Source organism: Nocardia sp. NPDC005998, assembly GCF_040614395.1.
Classification (GTDB): Bacteria; Actinomycetota; Actinomycetes; order Mycobacteriales; family Mycobacteriaceae; genus Nocardia.
In genome coordinates, this window is record NZ_JBEXUI010000024.1 from 20,692 (window position 1) to 44,999 (window position 24,308).

Below are 24,308 nucleotides of genomic sequence, written 5' to 3' on the forward strand. Positions count from 1 at the left end.
TCGAGCCGGTTAAGAGTTTGCCCCGATTGCCGCCGCCGCACAGCCGGTTGGCGCAGGAATTCATCGGCGAGTCACCCAGAAGGCCAAAGGTTGTCGCGGTTTCTGTGACCTCGGCGGTCACCGTACGCGGTCGCGCGCGTCCTGCCACAGGCCGTGGACGGCCACCAATGGCTTTGCCGCCATCCACTCACCGAACCGGTATTCCGCTCCCCGCACCAGACGCGAGGCCAGCTCCGGGGACTGCTGGGCGAGGTATCGGCGCCCCTTTGCGGCGTGGAGGGGCAGCGAGACGATCTTGATTCGATCGAATTCTTTCAGCTGTGGGATTGCGAAACCGATATTTTCCCACGTGGTCCGGCTCTGGTCTTCCAAGACGAGCTCGCCGCCGTACCCGCAGATCTCCGTGGCGTAGTGGGCCATCAGGGCGGCCTCGGTGTGCGGGCCCGCGCATGCGCCTCCGCAGAGTACGAGACGACTGCTGAGCGCGTTCGGGTCGATGGACCGCAGACCGGCTCGCACACGCCACCGGTTCATGAGGTTCGCGCGGGTGCCCGCATTGCGATAGCCGAGAACCACAACGGCCTCGGAGCCGCCCGTGGCCGTTCCGACGAGCCTGCGGGAAGCGCGCCAGTTCTCCCACTCGCCCCAAAGCAGTACGAGCACGAGACCGATAGCCGAAAGCCGAGTTCGTTTCTGCACGGGGCTCTCAATCGTGGGGCGGTCGAATCCGGATGAACGCGAAGACGCGATCGATGATTTCGGGAAGCGGTCGGCCATCCGCACTATCGGCCCACTGCGATAGCGCGACCTCGAAGCATCCCAAGGCGGCGCTGACCATTGCGCGTGCCTCGAGGTCGGCGGTCCCGTCGTGAGTCTCGAGACGGCGGGCAACTTCCGGGGAGAGCGCCGCGGACCAGGCGAGGTGCTTTTCGAGATTCTTCGCCCGCAATTCGCCGGTGTGGGTGATCACGCGCATGATGCGTTTCCAGCTGGCGGCGTCCTGCTCCATCCAGGTGGCGCCCTCGCGGAAGGTCGCGTGCAGGGCCGACCAGATATCGGCGTCGCCGAGCTTGGCGACGAATGCTGCACGGACCTCCTCGGCAGTGGGTATTCGGCTGCCGAAGACGACGTCTTCCTTGCTGGGGAAGTAGCGGAAGAAACTGCGCGTGGAGATTTCGGCGGCCGCTGCGATGTCGTTGACCGTGACCTGGTCATACCCGCGCTCGTCGAACAGCTCGATCGCCGTTTCGGCCAGGGATTCCTTCAATGCCTCGCGCGCGCGGGCGCGCAAACCGCTGATGTCCGCTACTGCCATGGCGAAAGCATACAATGCCAGATGTGACGTGTGCTGCCAAATGTGTCCTTATATGACAACTCTGTCATACAGTGACAAGCAAGCATCGAAGGGTGAACACGCAAGGAGGCGGAGCAAACATGACAAAGGTTCTTTTCGTGGTCTCGGCGGCAGATCGCTGGACGCTCAACGACGGCACCGTCCACCCCTCCGGGTATTGGGCGGAGGAGTTGGCGGTTCCGCATCGGATCTTCAGCGAGGCCGGATGGGACATCACGATCGCCACACCGGGCGGCAAGCCGCCCACTCTCGATGAGCTGAGTCTGGGTTTCGCCGGTGGGATGCCGAAGAAACGACGGGCGATCAAGAACTACCTGGACAGCATCGGCGCCACGCTGAGCGCTCCGCGACCGTTGGATGAGGTCGATGTCGACGAGTTCGATGTGGTGTTCTATCCCGGCGGTCACGGTCCGATGGAAGACCTTGCCTACGACGAGGTTTCGGGTGAGCTGCTGAGGCATCGGCTCGCCTCGGGCAAGCCGCTGGCCCTGCTGTGCCACGCACCGGCGGCGATCCTGGCGGCGACGAATCCGGATGGCAGTTCGGCGTTTTCGGGCTACCGGATGACCGGGTTGTCGAACCGGGAAGAGCGATTGAACTGGTTTGCCCGAAAGGCGCCCTGGCTATTGGAGGACAAACTGAAGGAGGCCGGAGTCGACTACCTGAAGGGCATGCCCCTGCGGCCGTTCGTGGTGACCGACCGCAATCTCTACACCGGCCAGAACCCGCAGTCCTCGGAAAAGCTGGCGCACCTGCTGGTTTCGGAGCTGCGTGGGTGAGCGGCGCGACCGGGTCGTCGGTGCGGCGAATCAGGGCTGCGGCAGTGTCGCTACCGCGCTGGAGGCGCCGAGTGTCGCGTACACCGCCGCGCGAACCCGATCGGCGACGACCTGTGGGGAGGAGGTGTCGTACTTGCCGTCGAGGTGTAGGAAGGCGAGACCGTGGACAAGTGCCCACACCGCGGTGGCCATCGCTTCTGGGTCGGCAGCGGGAAAAGCCTGCTGCACAATGGACTTGACGTACTCGGCGATCGCGGCCGTGGCGGCCACCCGTTCGGGGCTGCTCGGATCGCAGGGGTCGGCGAACATCACCCGGAACAGCCCGGGCCGCTCGAGCGCAAACTGGACGTAGGCGACCGCGATCGCGGCGAGGTCCTCGGCCTTCGTCGGTGAGGGATGTGCCGCGGCCAGATGTGCGGCGAGTTCGCGATATCCGACGGCGGCCACCGCGGACAGCAAGGCGTTGCGGTCGGCGAAATGCCGGTACGGCGCGGCGGTGGACACGCCGGCGCGCCGGGCTGCGGCGCGCAGGGACAACTCGGTCGCGCCGCTTTCCTCGAGCAATTCCACGGCCGCGCGCACCAGCGCGGACGGTAGATCGCCGTGGTGATACGACGCGGTCGATGTTGACATGCCTCCAACCTAACAAGTGTTGACATCGCTTACATTTCTCTTTAATGTTAGCGCTGCACACATAATGTGAGCAGTGTGAACATTAGAGGATGAACGAGAGGTGCCCATGTCGAGCGGTTCGACGTCAAGCGGGTTGTTCTCGCCGCTTCAGCTGCGGTCCGGCCAGATATTGCGCAACCGGATCGCGAAAGCGGCGATGGAGGAAGGGATGGCGGGTCGGGCACAGCTGCCCGATGCGCGTCTGGTCGCGTTGTATCGGCGGTGGGGCGCTGGCGGTGCTGGCCTGCTGATCACGGGAAACGTGATGGTGCACGCGGAGGCGCTGACCGGTCCCGGCGGCATCGTTCTCGATGCCGACGCGCCGCTCGAACCGTTCACGGCGTGGGCGCAGGCCGGTAAGGCCGCCGGTGCGGCGATGTGGATGCAGATCAGCCATCCCGGCCGCCAGGTGCAGGCGGCGATGCCCGGGGTCGTGTGGGGGCCTTCGGATGTCGCGGTCGATATGGGCCGTCACTCCAAGCGGTTCGGCCGCCCGATCGCGATGACGCCCGCGCAGATCGGTGCCACCATCACCCGCTTCGCCACCACCGCGCTGCGGGCCGAACAGGCCGGATTCGACGGGGTGGAGGTCCATGCCGCGCACGGGTATCTGCTGTCGCAGTTCCTGTCACCGCTGGTCAATACCCGCACCGACGAATGGGGCGGATCCCTGGAGAACCGGGCCCGGCTCTTGCTCGAGGTGGTGCGTGCCATTCGTGCGGTGGTGTCGCCGAGCTTCGCGGTCGCGGTGAAACTGAACTCCGCGGACTTCCAGCGCGGCGGCTTCGACGCCGACGACGCCCAGCAGGTGATCGCGATGCTCGCGCCGCTGGGGGTCGACCTGGTCGAGTTGTCCGGCGGCAGTTACGAAAGCCCCGCGATGGCGGGCCGACCCACCGACGGCCGTACCGCTGCCCGGGAGGCCTATTTCCTGGAGCTGGCCTCGGAGCTGGCCCGCACCAGCCCGCTGCCGCTGATGCTGACCGGTGGCATCACCCGCCGGGAAACCGCTGAGCAGGTTCTGGCCAACAATGTCGCGGTGATCGGCATGGGCACCGCGTTGGCGCTCACACCGGATCTGCCCAACAGGTGGCGGGAGAACCTGGCGGCGAGCGCCGCGTTGAAACCGGTGACCTGGTCGGATAAGGCTGCGGCTGCGATGGCCGGGATGGCGATGGTCCGGTATCAAATGCGTCGGTTGGCGCGCGGACGCAACCCGGCGCCCGGTGTCGGCCCCGCATTCGCGCTCGTGTCCGACCAGATCGTGCAGCGGCGCGCGCTCCGTGGCTACCGCGTATGGCTGGCCACGAGGAAGCCGCGGTACGCCGCGATACCGGCCGCGGCCGAGCTGTGAGTCCAGCCATCTCCGAGTCTTCCCACCCCCCACGCCCAGGAGGAGCCATGTCCCGCAGCACGGTCGTGCCCGACGCCAGCGATCTATCCACCGACACCAGCACTCCCCACAACCATGTCGCGATCATCGGCACCGGCTTCGGTGGCATCGCGACCGCGGTGCGGCTGCGTCGCGCCGGATGCGCCGACTTCGTCATGCTCGAGCGTGCCGACGAAGTCGGCGGGGTATGGCGTGACAACGACTATCCCGGTGCCGCGGTGGATATCCAGAGCAACCTCTACTCGTTCTCCTTCGCACCGAACCCGAACTGGCACAACACCTACGCCAAGCAACCCGAGCTGTTCGCGTACCTCAAAAACGTCACCGACGCCCAGGGGCTGCGTGCGCATGTGGTGCTCGACTGCACGGTGGATCGGTTGACGTGGGATCCGGTCGCGCAGCGGTGGCAGCTCGACACCGCCCGCGGACCGCGCACCGCCACCCATGTGGTCCTGGCCACCGGCGCGCTCGCCGATCCGGTCATCCCCGCGATTCCGGGTCTGGACCGTTTCGCCGGTGTCAGCTTCCACTCCGCGCGCTGGAATCACGACTACGACCTGACCGGCAAACGGGTCGCGGTGATCGGCACCGGACCTTCGGCGGTGCAGTTCGTTCCGGCGATCCAGCCCGACGTCGCGCACCTGACCGTCTTCCAGCGCACCCCGGCGTGGGTGGTACCCCGCCACGACCACCAGATCAGCGGGTTCAGCCGCCTGCTGTACCGCACGGTGCCCGTTGTACAGCAGCTGGAACGGTTGAGCCTGTATCTGCGGCGCGAGTGGCAGGTGGTCGGCTTCCGCAATCCGGCGCTGATGAAACTGCCCGAACGCGGCGCCCGCCGCCACCTCGAGGCACAGGTCCGTGACCCCGAGCTGCGGGCAAAACTGTTGCCGGACTTCCGCTTCGGTTGTAAGCGGATCCTGATCTCCGACGACTATCTGCGCTCACTGGACGAACCCAACGTATCGCTGGTGACCGACGGCGTCCGCTCGATCACCAAGCGGGGGCTCATCGACAACACCGGTACCGAGCACCGGGTGGACGCCATCATCTTCGGCACCGGCTTCCGAACCTCGCGCCTGCCGCTGACCGACCGCACCTACGGCCCCGACGGCCGCACCATGGCCGAGGTGTGGGGCACCAGCCCGACCGCGTACCTGGGCACGTCGGTGGCCGGATTCCCCAATATCTATCTCATCCACGGCCCCAACATCGGATTGGGGCACAACTCGGTGATCCACATGTTCGAATCCCAGGCCAATTACATCGCCGACGCGGTCAGCTACGCCCGCGACCACGACCTGGCCGCTGTCGAACCCACCGCCGCCGCGCAGCATGCATTCACCGAGGAGGTCGAGCGTCTCGGTGCGGGCACCGTGTGGACCGCGGGCGGCTGCACCAGCTGGTACCTCAACGAAGACGGGCGCAACACCAACATCTGGCCGGGCTCCACAATCGACTTCCGCCGCCGCACAATGCATTTCGATCCCACCGAGCATCTGCTGCACCGGCGCGCACCCGTGGCGGTCACCGCATGAGCGCCGGGGCGATGATCGCGGGAAATCCCGCCGCGCCATCGATCATGCTGATCCACGGCCTCGGCGGCTCCTACCGAGTCTGGGACCGGGTCGTGCCCTTGCTCGAAGCGAGCATGAATATCGTTGCGGTGCAGTTGGAATCGACCGAATCGATCGAGTTCGATGCGGACGATGCCGCAGCGTTGATCGACTCGCCGACGCTCATCGTCGGACACTCCCGTGGCGGCCTGGTCGCCACCGCGCTGGCCGAACGCCACCCCGATCTCGTGTCGGAACTGATTCTGCTGTGCCCGCCGTGGTCACCAGCCAGCCGGTTGAGCGCGCGTCGACCGCTCGAGCGTGCCTTGGCGCTGCCGGTCATCGGCCATCTGATGTGGGCGCTGGCCTCGGATGAGCGGCAACGCGCCGCACAGGCCACGTCGTTCGCTCCCGACACCGCGGTGCCCGACCGGTTCGTCGCCGATCTGCGCTCCCGCGGGCGCCGCAACCTCATCCGCAGCACGCACGCCATCGACACCTATCTGGGCACCCGCACCCTCGCCGATCGTCTGCAGAACCTGCCGATGCGCATCGAGTTGGTCTTCGGTGAGCTCGACGCCCGTGTCGCCGCGCCCGCGGCCGAGTTCGCGCTGCTGCACGACACGCACCCGACGATCCTTCCCGGCGTCGGGCACACCCCGCCGTGGGAAGCCCCGGACGCAGTCGCGGATCTGATCACCCGATCGCTGCGGTCCACGGCACCCGCGTACTAGGCGCAGGTGACCGTCGTCGAAGTGGGGAACCTGCACACCCTGCGCTGGCACGTCGCAGGGCATGCCGAATTGGCCACTACGCGTTGGGAAATCGTCGAAACGCTGGTGAATCGACTGTCCACTCCCGAAGTAGATGCCCATGACTGAGCAGACAACCGCCCCGAGGGTTGCGGGCCTGGACCATGTCGCGGCAGTGAACGACCTGTTGGCCAACCTCGGACTCTCGACCGAAAAACGCCGGAGGCAGTGTCGGTTTCGCCGGTCAGGACCCGATCGTGCCCGTGCGCCACCGGCTGGGGCGTGTATCGGCATCTCCATCATGGCCGCCGCGGTCGCCATGCACCGGCGTCGCGGGAGCAGGATCTACATCCGGCCCCGCGGCTCCAGCCGACCGGAATGGCGTACCGAATAACATCCGGTAGGCATGCGGGGGCGCATGCCGCGCCTACGAGGTCTCAACGGCGGGTCGTCGGCGGGAGGGGCGGATGTCGGACCAGAGTCGGCGGACGAGGGCCTTGCACTCGTCGAGGGTGCCGGGCTGGCCGACCGTTGTCCAGCCGGTGGGCGCGGGTCGGTGCGCGGGCCAGATCGCGTATTGGTCATCGTCATTGACCACGACTGTGCGCAGGGGCGGACCGGCGGTCGGTGCCGTGGGCGCCGCCGTGGCGTCGATGAGGCGACGTCTGTCGAGTTTGCCGTTGGCGGTGACGGACGCTTCGGTGCGCAGGACATAGATGTCGGGCCGAAGGTGGTCTACGACAGTGGATGCCATGTGGCCGCGGAGGTCCGACTCCTCGGCGGTGGACCCGGTGCGCAGCGTCACATACGCGGCGAGGTACTTGCCGCGGCGGTCGTTGTGTTCGGCGGTTACGTAGGCGGCGAGGATGTCCGGGTGGTGTACCAGCGCCTGCTCGACTTCGGCCGGTTCGATTCGGCGGCCGCGGATTTTGAGTTGGTTGTCGATACGACCCAGGAATTCCATCCCGCCGTAACCGATCGCCCGCACCCGGTCCCCGGTTCGGTACAGCCGGTCGCCGGGGCGAGATGCGTGCGGGTCCGGCGTGAACCGCTCCGCGGTGAGGTCGGGTGCGCCGAGGTATCCACAGGCCAATCCTGCTCCGGTGATACACAATTCGCCCGGTTCGCCGTCGGGGACCGGGTTCAGATCCTCGTCGAGGATATAGGTGCGCACGCCGGTGATGTCATGACCGATGACGACGACCGAAGGCAGCGGATCGGCACTTGTCTGGACATGCGCGGTGACGAGGACGGTCGATTCGGTGGGACCGTAGCCCACGATTATCGAGGTGTCGGGAAGGTGTCGCGCGCTCAGCTCGAGGTGGGCGGGGAAGATGGCCTCGCCGCCGAGCAGCAGATCGCGTAGGGGACGCAACGCATTCGGTTGTTCCTCCAGGATCAGCCGGAACATGGTGGGCGTGAGGAAGGTCGCCGTCGCGCCGTGATCGCTGACCAGGCGGGCGAATTCGCCCACCGAAGGCGGTCCCGGCGGCGCGATCGCGAGCCTGCCGCCGTTGATCAAGGCACCCCAGGTCTCGAAGATCGATGGATCGAAGGTGGGCGCGGTGTGCAGCAGGTAGCACTGTTCCGGCCCTACCTTCATGTAGTTCTGGGTGGTGACGACATTGACCACCGCACGGTGCGGAATGGCCACCGCCTTGGGTTTTCCGGTGGAGCCGGAGGTGAACATGATGCACGCGAAGTGATCCGGTCCGACGGAGTCGGGGAGCGGCTCGGTGGGATGGTCGACAAGGTCGTCGTACAGCAGCGTGCGGACGGTGCCGGGCAGCCGGTCGCGGCTGGCGCCGTCGGTGATCACGACGGGCACCCCAGCGATCGCGATCTGTTCGGCGAGCGCCTTATCGGGTTGTGCGGGATCCAGGGTCAGGTAGGCGCCGCCTGCGGCCAGGACGGCCAAGTGCGCCGTGACCAGCCTTTCGCTACGCGGAAGGTGAACGCCGACAGGGACGTCGGGGCCGACACCCTGACGGCGCAGACCTGCCGCCATACGGCATGCGATGGTGACGAGTTCGGCGTAGCCGAAGCGTCGGTCGCCGAACTCCAGCGCCACCGAATCCGGTGTGCGAGTGGACCATTCGAGCACCCTGTGGTGCACCACGGTGTTGGAACTATCGCCGTACCTGCCGTCAGGGTGCATATGATCCGCCTGCCCTCCGCGGTGAGTCGAGTCCAATGATGTTATTACGCCAGCTATTTCACGAATCTTGCCAACTAAGGGAATAGCGCCGGCGCGAACATGCGACGCTCGGAGGATGGACAGTCTGTACCATCGGATCCGGCGCGGGATCGAGAACTTCGCCGACGCCGTCGCTCTTGTCGACGACGGGCGCGCGCTGACGTATCGAGAGCTCGGCCATCGGGTCGATGCCATGGCAGATCGGTTGCGGCGCAATGGAGTCGAACCCGAGGCCGTGACGGCCATCTGTGTCCGGGAGCCCGCGGTGGCGATCGTTGCGGTGCTGGCGGTGTGGGCCGTCGGGGGCGCGTATCTGCCGCTGGACGCGGACTTTCCCGACGATACGTTGCGGCGGTGGATGGCCGGATCCGGTGTGCGCCTGATACTTACCGAGCCCGAGCAGCAGGCGCGACTGTCCGACCTGGATGGGGTTGACGTGATGATCGTCGACGCATCGGAACCATCTTTCCCGGGTGACGCGCCGTTCCATGGCCCACCCCATTCTCGGAACCTCGCATACGTGATGTTCACCTCCGGCTCCACAGGTAGGCCGAAAGGTGTTGCCGTAGAACATCACAGCCTTGCCGCCTACCACACCGCGCTGGCGTCGTACGTCTCGCTCGGGCAACACCATGTGGTACTGCAGGTGGCGGCCTTCACCTTCGATCCGTGGCTGCGGGATGCGCTGATGCCGCTCGCCGTGGGGGCCAAGGTGGTGGTCACCTCGAAGTCGGTGCGTCGCAACCCGGATCAGCTCCTGGCCGCGGTGCGAGCGCACGGGGTTACCCACTTGTTGAGTGCCACACCGGCTTTGCTCACCGGCCTGATCACCTCGCCGATGTTCGCTGCCGAACCGCCTCGGCTGGAGACCACATTGGTCAGCGGTGAGAGCTTCGTGCCGCTGCGTGCGCACGCGGCGGCCCTGGTCCGATTCGGGCGCATAGTCAATCATTTCGGGCTCACCGAGACCACCCTCATCGCCACCCAGCACACGATCACCTCAGCGGCGGTCGCCGCCGACGTGATCGGCAAGCCGCTGCCGGGCGTCGCGGTGCACCTGCTCGACAGCGCGCTGCAGCCGGTCGACCGCGGCGAAGTGGGCGAAATCTACCTCGGGGGAACAGGAGTGAGCAGGGGATACCTGGGAGCGGTCGGCCACACCGCCGCGCGGTTCATCGCCGATCCGTTCGTGTCGGCATCCAGTGCGGGTGGGGCGAGGCTGTATCGCACCGGGGATCTGGGACGTCTGCTCGTGGACGGGACGCTGGAGTACCTCGGTCGGCGCGATCGGCAGATCAACTTGCGCGGCCACCGTGTCGAGCCAGCGGAAGTCGAGTTGGCGCTGACCCGTCACCCGGCCGTCCGCGCCGCGGTCGTCATCGGTCATCGCCGCCCGACGCACGGGATCGTCCTGGTCGGCTACGTCGTCCGGGCGGAGAGCACGGCAGGTGCGCCGCTCGACAGCGCCGGGTTGCGGACGCACTTGGCGGCGCTGCTCCCGGCCCACATGATTCCGGCGGCGTACGTGTTCCTGGACCGGCTGCCCTTGGGGGCTACGGGCAAGGTGGACCGATCCGCCCTGCCGGAGCCCGTGTTCGGCGGGCGCCGGGCCGACGCCGAGGACGGTGCGGCACCGGATTTCGCCCCGAGCACCACGGTGCAGCGCGCGATTGCCGAGGTCTGGTCGGACGTGCTGAATGTGCGGGAGATCGGTCGCGACGACAACTTCTTCGATCTCGGCGGCCATTCGCTGCTGGCGGCGCGTATTGCGAACCGCCTGGCTGCCGAGCTGGGCCGTGACTTCACTACCGAGCGCATCCTGGGCAACCCCACTATCGCTCTGCTCGCCGCGAACCTGCCGGGACGGGCGGCCGCCGCGCGGCCAACGGATGAGCTGGTACGCCGGACCGGAACCCGGTATCCGCTGTCCGCTGTGCAACGGGGGCTGTGGAATCTGGCGTCGTGGCAAGCGCAACCACCGGTGGTGGCGCGCGCATTCCGGCTGAACGTTCGGCCGGACCGGGATCGGCTCGCCGGTGCGGTGGCTGCGTTGCTGCGCAGACATGCGGTGCTGCGCTGCGCGTTCGATGCGGCGCCGGGACAGCCGCCGGGCCAGACCGTGCGGCACCGGGTGAGCGTTGCGGTCAAGACCGAGACTGCACCCGCCGACGAGATGGCCGCGGAACTCGCGCTGGCGTGTGCGACCGCTATGGACGTTACGCGCGGGCAGGTCATCGATGTGACCCTGTACGAACACCCGACCCGAGCGGGGTGCACATTGCTGGTGCGCTGTCACCATCTCGTCGCCGATGAGCCTTCGCTGGACATCCTGGTACGTGAGCTCGGCGAGCTGTACTCGGATGCGCGAAGCGCAGCGGGCCGCGCGGAGCCCACGGCCGACTATCCGGAGTTCGCCCGTGCGCAGGACCCGATAGCAGATGCGGGAAAAGCATTGCGGTACTGGCAGTCCCGGCTGGGTGAGATCGTTCCGCCCGCGGATGCGGCAGGCGCGGTGTCGTCGGCACGGCTGTCGCTGCCGGGGGCCGTGGTTCGCCCGCTGCGGGCCGAGGCACGGTCGCTGGGTATGGACCTGCCCGGCGTATTGCGCACCGCTTTCGCGACCGCGCTCGCGGCCGATGAACCCGATCGAGACCGGATTGCGGTGTGTACCAAGGTATTACGCCGCCCAGGGCCGGAGTGGGAGCCGGTGATAGGCCCCTTCGCCCGATCCGAGCCCGCGGTGGTCGATATCGGCGCCGGGCATTCGCTGCGGCAGCTGCTGCGGATGGACACCGACCGACTCGGCGACGCCGCCGCGTTCGTGGAGATCCCGGTCGAGTTTCTGTGCGGAGAGCTGGGTCTGTCCTCGTCGATGCTGACCAATTGCGTCGTCGTGCATCCGGCTGCCGCCGAACCGCTGCTACTCGACGGCGTCGAGGCGACCCCGGTCGAACTGCCGATCCTCGGCGCTCACACCGTGCGGCTGCTGGAGGTGACCGAACAGGCGGGTGGTCTAACCGGCTGGGTGCATGTGCGCGGCCACGATTCGGAAGCGGCCGATCGCATCGCGGCACGCGTGCGAGAGCTGCTGACCGAACTCGTCGTGGACAGGAGCGTGCGATGACCGACAACCAGAAGAACGATGCGCCGAACTTCGCGACGATCGGCTTAGTCGGTGCGGGAAATATGGCACGTGCCTTGGCAACCGGATGGGCAACTCCGATCCTGTGCACCGACAACGGCTCGGGACGCGCGGCTGAGCTGGCCGCGGACACCGGCGGTGTCGCCGTGGCGACCAATGCCGAACTCGCCGCCCGCGCGGACGTGATCGTGTTGTGCCACAAGCCGGGGCAGCTGGCCGCGGTGGGCCGGGAACTCGACGGGACGCGGGCCGTGGTGGTCTCGGTGCTATCCGGCGTGACATCCGCACAGCTGAACGCGGTGTACCGCCGGTCACCGGCGGTGCGAGTAACGGTCAATCTCCCGGTCCGGGTCCGCGCGGGGATCGTATCGCTGCCGACCGGCCAGTGCGTGGACGCGGAGGTGGAGTCCGCCGTAGCGGAATTGTTCGGCCGCGTGGGCGCGGTTGTCCGAATCCCAGAACATCAAGTGGACGCTTTGATTCCATTGGCCGGTGTCGGTCCCGCACTGGTCGCGATGTTCGCGCAGGCCCAAGCGGATGCGGCCATCCACGCCGGACTCCCGGCAAATCTGGCGATTTCGCTGGCGACCGAGACGCTGCGCGGCACGGCCGCTCTCTTGGCCGACTTCGAGCACGACACGCTCGCGCTGCGTCGCGCGGTGGCCTCGCCCGGCGGTCCGACCGAGCGGGCGCTGACGGCGGCACAAGCTCAGGGACTACCGGACGCGGTGCTAGCCGCTGCTCGGGCAGCATTGCCGGCGCGCTGACCAACTGGATTGCGGCGCAATGCCTTTTGAGTTTTCCACTGCCGGGAACTCACACAGCGAAGCAAGCGATTTGCGTCGATATCCTTTCCGGGAGACTGCATTACAGCGTTGTCGCCCGCATTGGAGAACCGATGGTGATCGCACAGACCGCACTTCCGGTGGATATCGACGGCGACAGTGTGCTGGTCCGCTATTACGCGGACCTGCGCACCGCGGCCCGGCTCTACCGGTCCGAGAACGGAACTCCGCAGACGCCGGGTTTGGCCATGGATCCGGAGCTTCCCGAACTGACCGAGCCGCTGGCGCAGTTGCTGGGGACCGCGCGGATGCGGATGGTCGGGCTGGGTTCGTACGCGGGCCGGGAGCTGCGGCTGCTGGACTTGCGCTGCACCGCGTCCACCCGGACCACGAAAACGTTCGCCTCGGTGCTCATCGTGGCCAGGGCGGTGGCGCATATCCAGCGAACCGGCGAGCGGGTAATGATCGTGACACCGACATCGGCGAACAAGGGCACCGCATTGCGCGATGCCGTGCTGCGGGCGATCCGACTCGGTCTGGTGTCGGCAGAGCAGTTGAGCATTGCCGTGGTCGCGCCCGCGGAGTCGCTGCCCAAGCTGTGGGCTTCCGAGTTGTCCGAGGACTCGGAGTTGTTGCGGCGCAACCCGATTCTGCTCTACGACGGTGAGCGGTCGGACGGGGTCAAGGCGTTGGCCGCCGAGTTCGTGCGCGCGGCCGCGGACTCCTTCGAGCGGGATCGAGGAGTCCGGCTTTGGTACACAATGGATTTGGCCAATTACATCATCGCCGATACCGCGCGGGCCTTCTTCGAAGCGGACGTGTCGAGTCCGGCGCCGCAGGGGCGATTGCACGCCCATGCCGTATCGAGTGCGTTCGGGCTGCTCGGATACCACCTCGGCAGGCGGGTGCGCCATCCCGAGTCGGATCCGGACCATCCGCAATTCCTGCTCGTCCAACATTTGCGCACCTCCGATATGGTGACGAGCCTGCTGCGAGCGAGGTCGGGTGGCGAGATCCCGCCGCGCTACGTTCGTGACGAATCGGCGAAAGTGTTTGCACAGCAGGATGATCCGCACTTCCCGGCGGTCACCGATAGTCCCACCGAGGATTTGGACAGCACCTTCTACACGCGCCAACCGGCCACATCGCCGACCATGAACGCAATCATCGAACGGCACGGTGGCGACGGCATTGTGGTGTCGCGGCGGGAATGCCTGGCCCGGTACGACGAGCTGCGGGCACGCTTGGCCGCGGTGGACATCGCGCTGCCCGCCGACACCGCAGCGCTGCGGGAGTGGTCGCTGGTCATGGCGCTGACCGGCGTAATGAATGCCATCGAACGCGGTTTGGTGCCCGCGGGTATGGAGGTGGTCGTGCACGGCTCGGGCAGCTACTCGACCGACGACTATGTGCCGCTGTCCGAGACCTGCACCACCCGCGTCCGTACGGCCGCCGATCTCGAGGCTCCGTTGACCAAGGCCGCACTGTGACAAGGGATTTCGCGGGATCGCAGCCGGACCGTGCGGCCGAGGCGGCGCCATTGGCGGATGAGGCCCGGTACCGGCCGGTGTACGCCGCGGGGGACTGGAGCCCGACACTCACCGCGATCTGGCAGGAGTGCTATGGCGCGGACCTCCCGGACGGGCTGGAACCGCTGGGCTTCAGCTCCGCCGGAGAACTGGGGTCGTTGCGGCGCTGGCTGGATGTCGGTCCGGGCGATCGCATTGTCGACGTGGGGTGTGGACGCGGCGGGCCGGGCCTGTGGATCGCCCGGCACGCCGAGGTCGATCTGGTCGGGGTGGATCTGCTCCCGGAAGCCGTCGCCGCGGCGCAAAAGCGCGCTCCGACACTGTATCCCGGTGGGTCGACGACCTTCGTCGTGGGGGATTTCCTTGATACCGGGCTGCCTGCGGGCTCGTTCCAGGGCGCGGTGAGCATTGATTCGCTGTGGATGGTGCTCGACAAGGCCGCGGCCATGCGGGAAGTGGCGCGGCTACTCGAGCCGGGCGCGCGCTGGGTGTTGTCGACATGGGAGCCGAGCTATCTGTCGTATGCGACGTTGTTGGCGGCGGCGGGATGGGAGGTACTCAGCTGTCGGGAACCCGCGGGCTGGTATGAGCGGCAGACCGCGGTATACGACCGGATCATCGGCGCCGAGCCGGATCTGGTCGCGGAGTTGGGGGTCGAGGCCGCACGGGTGTTGGTTTCGGAGGCACGGACCATGACGCCGACATTGCGCGACTACCGCAGATTGCTCATCGCCGCGCGGCGATAGCCCCGCAGTCCGGCATACCACGCCACGATCGCCGCACCCGTCACAAGCGTTCCCGCGCCGAGGAATACGAACCGAGGATCGCCGTCGAGCGCGAGCGTGAGACTCCCCGCGACGAATACACCTATCGGATCCACCGCCAGGAACAGCAGTTTCACGGTGCTGGTTACCCGCCCGAGCATATCGCCACGCACCATCAGTTGCCGCTGGGTGCGATTCACCAGGCTCGCGGTGACCAATGCCCAGAGGTAGATTGCGTTCGCCGCCGCCAGCACAGCCCATGTGTGCGCCAGACTCATTGTGGCCGTGGCGATTCCGGCGAATACCACGCCACCGGCGAACACTCGCAGATGTCCGAGCCGATATCCGAGCCATGGTGCTGTCAGCGCGCCGACAAGCCCGCCAACGCCACCGGCGGCCACCACCACACTCACCAGCGAGGTGGCCAGTCCGAGGGTGTCCTTGGCATAGAAGAACAGCATCTTCTCCACGGCCAGACCGAAATTCACCACCATCTGCAGGACGGTCAACATCACGAGAATTCGGATCGACAGCAGATACCGCAACCCGTCCCGGAATTCCCGCCAGATGTCACTGATGCGCAGCGGGGAAACCACCGGCGGCGCCGCAGACCGGTGCGACCACACAGCGAGCAGGCTCGCCAGCGACACCAGGAAGGTAACGGCGTCGACGAGCAATGCGGTATCCAGACCGACGGTGGCGGCCAGCGCGCCGACGGTGACCGGCCCCAGTACCAGGGCGAGCTGACTGCTCACTTCGAGCACCGAGTTGGCCCGGAGCAGATCGCGATCGGCGCACAGCTCCGTCACCGTCACGGTGACCGCGGTCTCGAAGAACACATGGCTCGCACCAGCCAGCAGACCCAGCCCGAGCAGTAGCGGCACCGTCAGGAGATCGGTTACCGCCAGCACGTACAGCGCGGCGAACAGGCCGGCTCGCAGCGCGTCCATGGCGATGAGCACCCGCCACGGGCCGAACCGGTCGACGACGACCCCGGCGGGCACGCCGACACAGAGGTAGCCGATGGTGACCGTGGCCGCCGATATTCCGGAAACCACTGGGCTGCTGCTCAGTTCGAGGGCCAATAGCGGCACCACCAAGAGTGCGAGCCCGTCGCCCAGCAGCGACACCGCCTGACCACCGAGAAAGATCCGCACGTGGCCCGGCCATGCGCGCGCGTGCGGACGCGTCGTCATACCCGGGGCACGACCCGCAGCGCCATCGTTTCGGCGATGCGTTCCAAGCTGGCGACGACGGTGCCGCGATCGAGGCCGAAGTCCACCAGACAGGCGATCTCGTCGACACCCATATCCGCCAGTCGCTGCGCCCGGGACCGGAAGGTATCCGCACCGCCGAGCAGCGCGCTCGATCCCCAGTATCGCGCGAAGGCGAAGTCCATCAGGGTTTCCCGGTCGGCGGCGGTGAGCTGATCCAGGTCGAGCTCGCCGAGCACCGCCCTGGCCGCGGACTTGATGATTTCGGAATTCGCCCAGAGGTATTCGCGGAACGGCCGCTCCACCACCGCCCGTACCTCGTCGTCGCTACCCGCGCCCAGGTAGGCGTGCACCATGACGGAAACAGTGCCCGCGGCCGGGTCGAGGCCGCTCTCGGCGCGTCCGGTGCGATAGGCGACGATCCGCTCCTCCAGTTCGGTCACGTCCAGGTTGATCAGCGCGGTGAGCACGTTGTAGCCCGACCGCCCAGCCGCGGCGAAGGTCACCGGATTGGTGGCCGCGGTGAGCCACACCGGTAGTTCGGGCTGGACCGGCCGGGGGAAGGTGCGCAGACGCACCCGCTCACCCAAACCGTTGACGTCCTCGATCGATTCGCCGCGCCACAGCTTTCGCACCTTCTCGATGCGGTCCAGCATGATCTGCTGCTTGCGCTCATAGGAGGCCTGGCTGAAGACGAAGTCCAGCGGCACGAATCCCGGTGCGAATCCGAGTCCGACCCGGCCGCCCGAGAGATTGTCCACGATCGCCCATTCCTCGGCGACTCGGGCCGGATGATGCAGCGGCGCAACGACACTGCCCGCACGCAGGTGAATCCTGCTGGTACGGGTCGCGATTCCCGCGGCGAGCACCGAAGGGTTGGGAAACAGGTCGCCGAATTGGTGGAAGTGGCGTTCCGGCGTCCAGATCGCGGTGTAGCCGAGTTCGTCGGCGCGCTGCGCGCAGTCGAGAATCAGCCCGTAACGGTCACCTTCGACGGAATCGGCGGAGAAGAAGAACACGCTGAACTGCGGGCCTGACCGCGGGCCGGATGCGGCTGCGGCACTGTCGCATACGGAAACGGTGGGTGTTGCCGGACAGGTCTGGATCGACAGGTCGGCAGCACCGGGGAGGGATGTCGTCTCGGCTGTTCGGGATGTGGGGACGGCGGTTGCACGGTTGGCCAGCAGGGCTGTCAGTCGCTCGATGCTTGGATTGTCGACGAATTCGCGCAACGACAGCTCCCGGCCCAGCGCGGCGCGCAACGCAAGCACCGCCTGCACTGCCACCAGCGAATCTCCGCCCGCGTCGAAGAAGTTGGCGGTGTCGTCGAGCGGACGTCCGATCGTGTCCGTGTAGGTGGCGCGGACCGCCGCGAGCAGTTCCTCGGATTCCGAGCGGGACTGTTCCGAGCTCATCTCTGGCTGCGCTGCAACAGCAGCCGGTGCGGTACCGGGATCCGGGGGTGCGTCGGAGGGCCAATGGCGAGTGCGCTGGAACGGGTAGGCAGGCAGGTCGACCGCGGTCCGCGGCCGGTCGTACTCCCACAGCGCCGACCAGTCGACCGGAGCGCCCGTGGTCCATGCCGCCGCCAACGCCCTTGACAGGCACTCGGATTCGGACTCCGCGTCGTTGGGCGCGGGCAGAGCCGCGAGCACCTGCAGGCCTTCCGGCCGCGCTGGATCGCGCTGTGCCAGTCTGCTCAGTGCGCGGCCGGGCCCCAATTCGACCACCGCCTTCGGACCCGAAGCGAATACGGTGGCCAAACCTTCGGCGAATCGCACGGTGCGGCGCGTTTGTTCGACCCAGTAGTCCGGACTCGTCGCCTGCTCGTCGGTGATCCAGGTGCCGGTGACATTGGAGGCGAACGGAATCTTCGGCGGGTGCAAGGTCACCTGGGCCAACCGCGCACGCAGGCCATCGAGGCAGGTATCGGTCATCCGGCTGTGGAACGCCCGCGTCACTGCCAGGCGTCGGAACGGGATGCCCGCGCCGGTCAGGTCCTCGGCGACCGCATCGACGACCTCGACGGTGCCCGAAAGCACACATGACTTCGCGGCATTGACGGCCGCGAGATCCGCCCCGGCGGCAATGAACCGAGCGGCATCTTCCTCGCTGATCGCGGCCGCGAGCATTGCCCCTGGCTCGAGTTGCTGCATCAGCTCCGCACGGGCCACCACCAGCCGCGCCGCGTCCTCGACGGTCAGCACGTCCGCGATCACCGCTGCCACATATTCGCCGAGGCTGTGGCCGATCATGCTCGTCGGCTGCACACCGAGGTGCAACCAGGTGCGGGCGAGCGCGTATTCGACCGCGAACAGCGCGGGTTGGGCGACCAGAGTGTCGTGCGCGCGAGCTGGTTCGGACAGCAATGTCTCGAGTGATCGGTCGGAGGCGGCGTTCAGCAGCTCGAGGCATTCCCGGTGCGCATCACGGAAGACCGCGAAGTCGGGCCACAGCCGGGCACCTACGTCGGGGTACTGTCCGCCGTGGCCGGGAAAGAGGAACGCCACCTTTGCCTTCGACGCCGCGGTTGTGCCGACTGCCGCTGTGTCGGCGAGCGCCGCTATCAGCTCGGAGCCGCTGCTCGCGATCGCGAAACGACGGTGCGGCAGCGCACTGCGGCCCAGTTGAGTGGTGCGGGCGATATCGGCCGGATCGGCGTCGGGGTTGGTCTCGAGATAGGTGCGCAGGTCCCGGGTCCGGGCTGCCAGGGCGGCAGCGGAGTGCGCTGAGAACGTCACCACGTGAGACGAGCGGGTGGCGGGCGCGGGCGCGGCTTCGGCCCAACCCCCCAGCACGACATGGGCATTGGTGCCGCCGATACCGAGACTGCTCACACCGCAGCGGCGGTCCGCTCGGGATTGCGGCCACTGCACCGCCGATGCGTTGACGGCGAACGGGGAACGATCCCATTCGAAGTTCGGGTTCGGCTCTCGGAAATGCACTGTGCCCGGAATGATTCCGTGCTCGAGTGCGAGCACCGCCTTGATGAGACCGGTCACGCCCGCAGCGGCGTCCAGATGTCCGATATTCGACTTGACCGAACCGAGCAGACAGTCGCCGGGTTCCGCCACACCGTCGCGGTGCCGCCCGAACGCTTCGGCCAGCGCCGACACCTCCAGCGGATCGCCGATCGGCGTGCCGGTGCCGTGGGCTTCCACGTATCCGATATCGGTACTCGCGATACCCGCGCGCTCGAGCGCGCGGGACACGGTCCGCACCTGGCCTTCCCAGCCGGGCGCGGCGTAGCCGACCTTGCGCCGCCCGTCGTTCTCGACCGCGGAACCGAGGATCACCGCACGAATCGGATTGCCGTCGCGGACGGCGTCGGCGACGCGGCGCAGCACCACCGCGGCCACCCCATTGCCGCCGACCGCGCCGGTGGCGGCGGCGTCGAACGGGCGGCAGTGCCCGTCGGCGGAGATGATGGCACCGTCCACATGCTCCTGCAGAGTCACCTGCGGCAGGAATACCGTGGCGCCGCCCACCACCGCGACCCCGCAGTCGCCCGCGGCCAGTGCGCGGGCCGCGAGGTGCACCGCGACCAGTGACGACGAGCATGCCGTCTGCACGCCGATGCTCGGGCCCTGTAGGTCGAGCTTGTAGGAGGTACGGGTCGCGAGGTAGTCCTTGTCGGTGGCCAGCAGGATGCGATGCTGCTCGGTCGGATTCGCATGCTGGAATCGGGTGAGCAGGGTCCGGAGCAGATATGTGCTCGGGCTGGCGGAGGCGAAGACCCCGGTCTGCGCACCGTAGCGGTCCGGCGGGCAGCCAGCGTGTTCCAAGGCATGCCATGCGCATTCGAGGAACAGCCGGTGCTGTGGATCGAGGAGTTCGGCCTCGGCCGGTGCGAACTTGAAGAACTCGGCGTCGAACAGGTCGATATCGGCCAGCACGCCGTAGGCGTCCGAACCCGGTGAACCTGGTGCGCCGTTCATCGTGCGGACCAGAGACTCCTTGCCCGCCACCAGGTTCCGCCAGAACTCGGCCACATCGGAGGCGCCGGGGAAGCGGCCCGCCATACCCACCACTGCGATTGCGTCGTCCACCGTCATTGTGTCTTCCCGTAGAGGTAGTCGGCCAGCTCCGCCACCGTGGGATGGCGGAAGAAGCTGGTCAGCTCGGTGGTGATGCCCAACTCGGTGTCGAGGCGGTCCTTCACCATGAGCAGCTGGAAGGAAGTCCCGCCCAGGTCGAAGAAGCTGTCGTCCGGGCCGACCGCGTCGACATCGAGGATCGTGCACCACATTCGAGTGACGTATGTGGTGATGCCGGGGTGGGTCATATCGGTCAGCGGTTCCACTGGGCGAGCTCCTGCAGCAGGCGGTCGATGAACGAGGCGACGGTCACCGAGTCGAACAGGTCGGTGCTGAACTCCACCACGCCATCCAGAGCCGGTGTGGTGTCGTGGATTTCCACCGTGAGATCGGTGCGGGCGGCGTTCTGCAGCACCGGACGTCCTTGTATCTGCGTTGCGCCGAGGCGCAATTCGGCGCACGGGTCGGTTGCGAAGGTCAGGACGGTCTGAAAGAGCGGAGTGCGGCCGAGGTCGCGGGGCGGGCGCACGGCGTCGACGATGTGTTCCAGGGGAAGGTCCTGATTCGCATAGGCGCGCAACAGGTTGCGCCGAACCCGGTCGAAAAGCTCCGGTCGGTCGGGTGCGCCCGAGCAGTCCGCCTTGACCGGAATGGTGTTGACGAAGAATCCGACGACATTGTCGACCGCGGCGGGGCCACGTCCCGACACCGCGGTGCCGACGACGAATCGATCCTGTCCGCCGAGTTCGGCGAGCACTGCCTGGAACGCGGCCATCAGCACCATGTGCACGGTGCCGCCGTGCCGTCGGGCAGCCGCGCGGATCCCGGCCGTGGTGTCTGCGGGGACCGTGAAATGCAGGGATTGCCCCTGTGCGGTCCGTATGGCCGGTCGCGGCCGATCGGTCGGCAGCTCCAGGGTCAGCGGCCAGTCGGCGAGTTCGGTGCGCCAGAACGACGACTGGTCATCCCACTGTCGGGCCTCGACCATGGCGCGCTGCCATTCCGCGTAATCGCCGTAGCGAATCGGAATGTCCGGCAGCACGGGCGTGGTCCCGGCCAGGAAGGCGTTGTAGCACAGCGACAATTCGCGCAACAGGAGGTCGATGGACCAGCCATCGGTAATGGCATGGTGCATCGCGATGGCCAGCAGATGATCGGCGGTGTCGAATCTCGCGACGGCGATGCGGAGCAATGGGAGCGTCGTCAGGTCGAATGGAGTGCCGGTGATTCGGTCGACGAAATCCGCTGCGGCAGCCTCGGCTACATCTTCGACCTGGATCGATACCCGGAAGTCCGCTTCTACGATCTGTTCGGGGATGCTGCCGGTGTCGGCGAAGCGCGTCCGCAGGACATCGTGCCTTGCCACGATCACCTCGACTGCCCGTTGCAGCGCCGCGAGATCCAATGCACCCCGAACTCTGGCGGACACCGGCACGGTGTAGGTGGTGCTGTCGGGCTCGAGTCGCTGCATGAACCAGAGGCGGTGCTGACCGTATGACACGCGCGCGGGGATGCGTCCGGATGGGCCCAATGGCACTGAATCCGATTCGGCCGCAGCCGGATTCGTGGTCAGCAGCGAGGCGAGCCCGGCGACGGTCGGTGTGCGGAGGAAATCGGCCAGCCCGATACTGCGTCCGGTCCTGGTTTCGATCCGGCTCAGCAGCCGAATGGCCTGTAGCGAGTCGCCGCCGCAGGTGAACAGGTCGTCGTGCACGCCGACGTAGTCCAGCCCGAGCAGTTGCGTCCAGATTTCGGCGACAAACCGCTGCAGGTCGGTTCGCGGACCGTCGGCGGCCGCCGAATCGGCGGGAGCGGCTACTCGGGCGGGGATCGTCGGCGTTGGACGGGCGTGCGTGCAGAGTGCGCGCTCCACCCCGGCAGCGATGTCCTCGAGCAGTCCCAATAGTCCCGCCAGCCATTCGGAAGCACGTTCGTGGTCGATGAAGGCGACGGGTCGAATCAGGTAGCCCTGCAATCGCTTTCCATCGTCGTAGACGATGAGATCGAGATCGGAATGGCAGCCGCCGGAGGGGGCGACGCAGACGTACTCCAGCTCGACATCGGGCAGGCGCAGTTCGGCGATCGGATGCGGGCCGTAAGTGAGGATGGCCTGGAACAGCGGAGTGCGTGCCGGATCCCGCGGCGGGCGCACGGCGTCCACGATGTGGTCCAGCGGTAGGTCCTGGTGGGCGTAGGCCCGAAGCAACTGCTCCCGAACCCGGCCGAACAACTCCGGGAACGTTGGCGTGCCCGAACAATCCGCCTTGACGGGAACGGTGTTGACGAAGAACCCGATCAGATTCTCCACCGCCGCGGGGCTGCGGCCGGACACCGCCGTGCCGACTACGAACCGGTCCTGACCGGCGACGTCGGCGAGCAGCGCCTGGAACGCGGTCATCAGCGCCATATGTACCGTGCCGCCGAGTCGGCGCGCCGCCTCCCGAATGCCCGCGGCGGTCGGCGCGGACACCGTGAACGGAATTGCTTCGCCCGCCGATGATCGCACCGCTGGCCGTGGCCGGTCGGTCGGCAAATCCAGTACCAGCGGGACATCCGCGAACTCGGCGCGCCAGAAGTCGGCCTGATCGTCCCATCGGCCCACCGCGACGGCATCCTGCTGCCACTCGGCGTAATCGCCGTACTGCACTGCCAATTCCGGCGGATCCGGGATCGCGTCCGCGCGAATCGCGGCGTAGTTTTCGGAAAGTTCGCGCAGCAGCACGCCGTACGACCAGCCGTCGGTGACGGCATGGTGCATGGTGATCGCCAGCAGGTGATCCGTGTCGGCGAAGCGGGCGAGGGCGATGCGCAGCAGCGGCGCGACGGTCGGATCGAAGGGGGTGGTCGCGACGCGGTCGAGGAAATCCGAGGCGTCCGACTCGGGGATTTCTTCGATTTCGACGCGCACCCGGCAGGTGTCGAGGACCACCTGCTCCGGTGCCCCGCCGCGATCAGCGAGACAGGTACGCAGCGTATCGTGCCGCTGCACCACTAGATCGACCGCTCGCTGCCATGCCGCGGGATCGAAGGGGCCGCGCAAGCGTATTGCCAAGGGCACGTTGGCGATCGGGCTCATCGGCTCCAGGCGCTCTGCGTACCACAGCCGACGCTGGCCGAATGACGCCGCGTAGACGGCCACGCCCTGTTCGGTGCTGCTGCCGCTCATGTCATGGCCACCAGTACGCGGCGCGCGCCGCGGTAGGGCATGCGGCCATGCGCGGCCACCATATTGTCGACGAGCATCAGATCGCCGCGCCGCCACGGGATGGTGAGGGCACATTCCCGGTAGACCTCGTCGATGCGCCCGAGATCATCCGCGGCCACCGGACTGCCGTCGCCGTGATAGGCGTTACGGGGGAGATCGCTCTCGGGGTAGCTCAGTAGCAGTGCCTCGCGGATCTCCTCGTCCAGCGCCGACACATGGAACAAGTGCGCTTGGTTGAACCACACCGTGCTGCCGGAAGAGGGCTCGGTACGCCAACTCGGCCGGTGGAAGCGGGTTCGCAGGACCCGGCCGTCCCACTCGCATTGTTGGCCGTGCCGGGCGCAATAGTCCTCGACTTCGGACCGCGAATCGGTCTGGAACGCCTCCTGCCAACCCAGCCCCAAATCGTCACGGTAGGTCCTGGTGTAGACAATGCCGTCAGCGAAGCGCGTGCGGATGTCGGCATCGATTCGGTCGAACACCGCGCGACTGTCGGCGACCGGCGTCGATCCGCCGTGTTGGGCGGGTAAGGCGCAGAAGAAGAACAGCAACGTGGGCCAGACATCGGCATAGGAATTCTCGTTGTGCAGTGGAATCCGTTGGTCTGCAGGGTATTCCGTGGAGGTGTAGATGTTTTCGTCGACCTGCGAGCGGGGCGTGGACCGGTCGCGGTAGGACAGCGGCTCGCCGCCGACGGCGGCGACGATTCGTCCGAAGAGGTCGAGTTCGACGGTTATGTTGCGCAGTAACACCACCCCGAATCGGGCCAGTACTGCCCGGATTTCCGCGCGGTGCTGCCGTGCCCATGCGGGGATGTCGACGAGGTCGTCCGGGAGCGGATAGACCGCCGCGGAGGTGATCCCATTGGTTTCGAGCAGGCCCGCGACGGGGCCGAGGTGGGGGAGTTCGGCGGGCAGCGTCGGTGCCAT

General features: G+C 67.2%; 18 protein-coding genes. 9 read left to right on the forward strand and 9 right to left on the reverse strand.

Annotation, left to right across the window (positions count from 1 at the left end; translation table 11 throughout):
• Positions 1–117: 117 nt before the first annotated feature.
• Complete coding sequence (locus tag ABZ293_RS27315; RefSeq protein WP_355185187.1) at positions 118–699, reverse strand: YdcF family protein; 582 nt, start codon at positions 697–699, stop codon at positions 118–120.
• A gap of 7 nt (positions 700–706) precedes the next feature.
• Complete coding sequence (locus tag ABZ293_RS27320; RefSeq protein ID WP_355185189.1) at positions 707–1,315, reverse strand: TetR family transcriptional regulator; 609 nt, start codon at positions 1,313–1,315, stop codon at positions 707–709.
• Between the two features lie 119 nt (positions 1,316–1,434).
• Between ABZ293_RS27320 and ABZ293_RS27325 the strand changes: the two genes are divergently transcribed.
• Positions 1,435–2,133, forward strand: a complete 699-nt coding sequence (locus tag ABZ293_RS27325) for a type 1 glutamine amidotransferase domain-containing protein (RefSeq protein WP_355185191.1) — start codon at positions 1,435–1,437, stop codon at positions 2,131–2,133.
• A gap of 30 nt (positions 2,134–2,163) precedes the next feature.
• On the opposite strand, the gene ABZ293_RS27330 is transcribed toward ABZ293_RS27325, so the two are convergent.
• Positions 2,164–2,766 carry a TetR/AcrR family transcriptional regulator gene (locus ABZ293_RS27330; RefSeq protein ID WP_355185193.1) on the reverse strand — a complete coding sequence of 201 codons (603 nt, stop codon included), beginning with the start codon at positions 2,764–2,766 and terminating at the stop codon, positions 2,164–2,166.
• A gap of 106 nt (positions 2,767–2,872) precedes the next feature.
• Between ABZ293_RS27330 and ABZ293_RS27335 the strand changes: the two genes are divergently transcribed.
• From ABZ293_RS27335 to ABZ293_RS27350, 4 genes are read left to right on the forward strand one after another with little or no spacing between them, the layout of a single operon-like run.
• Positions 2,873–4,159, forward strand: a complete 1,287-nt coding sequence (locus tag ABZ293_RS27335; protein WP_355185194.1) for an NADH:flavin oxidoreductase/NADH oxidase family protein — start codon at positions 2,873–2,875, stop codon at positions 4,157–4,159.
• Between the two features lie 47 nt (positions 4,160–4,206).
• On the forward strand, positions 4,207–5,736 hold the full coding sequence (locus ABZ293_RS27340; protein WP_355185196.1) for an NAD(P)/FAD-dependent oxidoreductase: 1,530 nt from the start codon (positions 4,207–4,209) through the stop codon (positions 5,734–5,736).
• Positions 5,733–6,488, forward strand: a complete 756-nt coding sequence (locus ABZ293_RS27345) for an alpha/beta hydrolase (RefSeq protein WP_355185198.1) — start codon at positions 5,733–5,735, stop codon at positions 6,486–6,488. Before ABZ293_RS27340 ends, ABZ293_RS27345 begins: the two co-directional genes overlap by 4 nt.
• 6 nt (positions 6,489–6,494) lie before the next feature.
• Complete coding sequence (locus tag ABZ293_RS27350) at positions 6,495–6,635, forward strand: hypothetical protein (protein WP_355185199.1); 141 nt, start codon at positions 6,495–6,497, stop codon at positions 6,633–6,635.
• Between the two features lie 298 nt (positions 6,636–6,933).
• Here the strand turns inward: ABZ293_RS27350 and ABZ293_RS27355 are convergent, their stop codons facing one another.
• Positions 6,934–8,664, reverse strand: a complete 1,731-nt coding sequence (locus ABZ293_RS27355; RefSeq protein ID WP_355185201.1) for an amino acid adenylation domain-containing protein — start codon at positions 8,662–8,664, stop codon at positions 6,934–6,936.
• Between the two features lie 115 nt (positions 8,665–8,779).
• Between ABZ293_RS27355 and ABZ293_RS27360 the strand changes: the two genes are divergently transcribed.
• The 4 genes from ABZ293_RS27360 to ABZ293_RS27375 all read left to right on the forward strand — a co-directional run bounded on the left by ABZ293_RS27360 (position 8,780) and on the right by ABZ293_RS27375 (position 14,905).
• Positions 8,780–11,827 carry an amino acid adenylation domain-containing protein gene (locus ABZ293_RS27360; RefSeq protein WP_355185203.1) on the forward strand — a complete coding sequence of 1,016 codons (3,048 nt, stop codon included), beginning with the start codon at positions 8,780–8,782 and terminating at the stop codon, positions 11,825–11,827.
• The gene (locus ABZ293_RS27365; protein WP_355185205.1) at positions 11,824–12,612 is read left to right on the forward strand and encodes a pyrroline-5-carboxylate reductase dimerization domain-containing protein; all 789 of its coding nucleotides are present in this window, start codon (positions 11,824–11,826) and stop codon (positions 12,610–12,612) included. Before ABZ293_RS27360 ends, ABZ293_RS27365 begins: the two co-directional genes overlap by 4 nt.
• A gap of 131 nt (positions 12,613–12,743) precedes the next feature.
• The gene (locus ABZ293_RS27370) at positions 12,744–14,120 is read left to right on the forward strand and encodes a DUF6002 family protein (protein ID WP_355185206.1); all 1,377 of its coding nucleotides are present in this window, start codon (positions 12,744–12,746) and stop codon (positions 14,118–14,120) included.
• Positions 14,117–14,905: a class I SAM-dependent methyltransferase gene (locus tag ABZ293_RS27375; protein WP_355185207.1), complete on the forward strand. Its 789-nt coding sequence runs from the start codon at positions 14,117–14,119 to the stop codon at positions 14,903–14,905. The genes ABZ293_RS27370 and ABZ293_RS27375 overlap by 4 nt, the downstream gene beginning before the upstream one ends.
• Here the strand turns inward: ABZ293_RS27375 and ABZ293_RS27380 are convergent.
• From ABZ293_RS27380 to ABZ293_RS27400, 5 genes are read right to left on the reverse strand one after another with little or no spacing between them, the layout of a single operon-like run.
• The gene (locus ABZ293_RS27380) at positions 14,872–16,119 is read right to left on the reverse strand and encodes an MFS transporter (RefSeq protein WP_355185208.1); all 1,248 of its coding nucleotides are present in this window, start codon (positions 16,117–16,119) and stop codon (positions 14,872–14,874) included. The two genes, ABZ293_RS27375 and ABZ293_RS27380, sit on opposite strands and share 34 nt — an antisense overlap.
• Complete coding sequence (locus ABZ293_RS27385; protein WP_355185210.1) at positions 16,116–20,192, reverse strand: MupA/Atu3671 family FMN-dependent luciferase-like monooxygenase; 4,077 nt, start codon at positions 20,190–20,192, stop codon at positions 16,116–16,118. Before ABZ293_RS27385 ends, ABZ293_RS27380 begins: the two co-directional genes overlap by 4 nt.
• Entirely contained in the window at positions 20,189–20,440 is a 252-nt protein-coding gene (locus ABZ293_RS27390) for an acyl carrier protein (protein WP_355185212.1), read from the reverse strand. The genes ABZ293_RS27385 and ABZ293_RS27390 overlap by 4 nt, the downstream gene beginning before the upstream one ends.
• Entirely contained in the window at positions 20,428–23,340 is a 2,913-nt protein-coding gene (locus ABZ293_RS27395; RefSeq protein WP_355185214.1) for a condensation domain-containing protein, read from the reverse strand. Before ABZ293_RS27395 ends, ABZ293_RS27390 begins: the two co-directional genes overlap by 13 nt.
• Positions 23,337–24,308 carry a TauD/TfdA family dioxygenase gene (locus tag ABZ293_RS27400; RefSeq protein ID WP_355185216.1) on the reverse strand — a complete coding sequence of 324 codons (972 nt, stop codon included), beginning with the start codon at positions 24,306–24,308 and terminating at the stop codon, positions 23,337–23,339. Before ABZ293_RS27400 ends, ABZ293_RS27395 begins: the two co-directional genes overlap by 4 nt.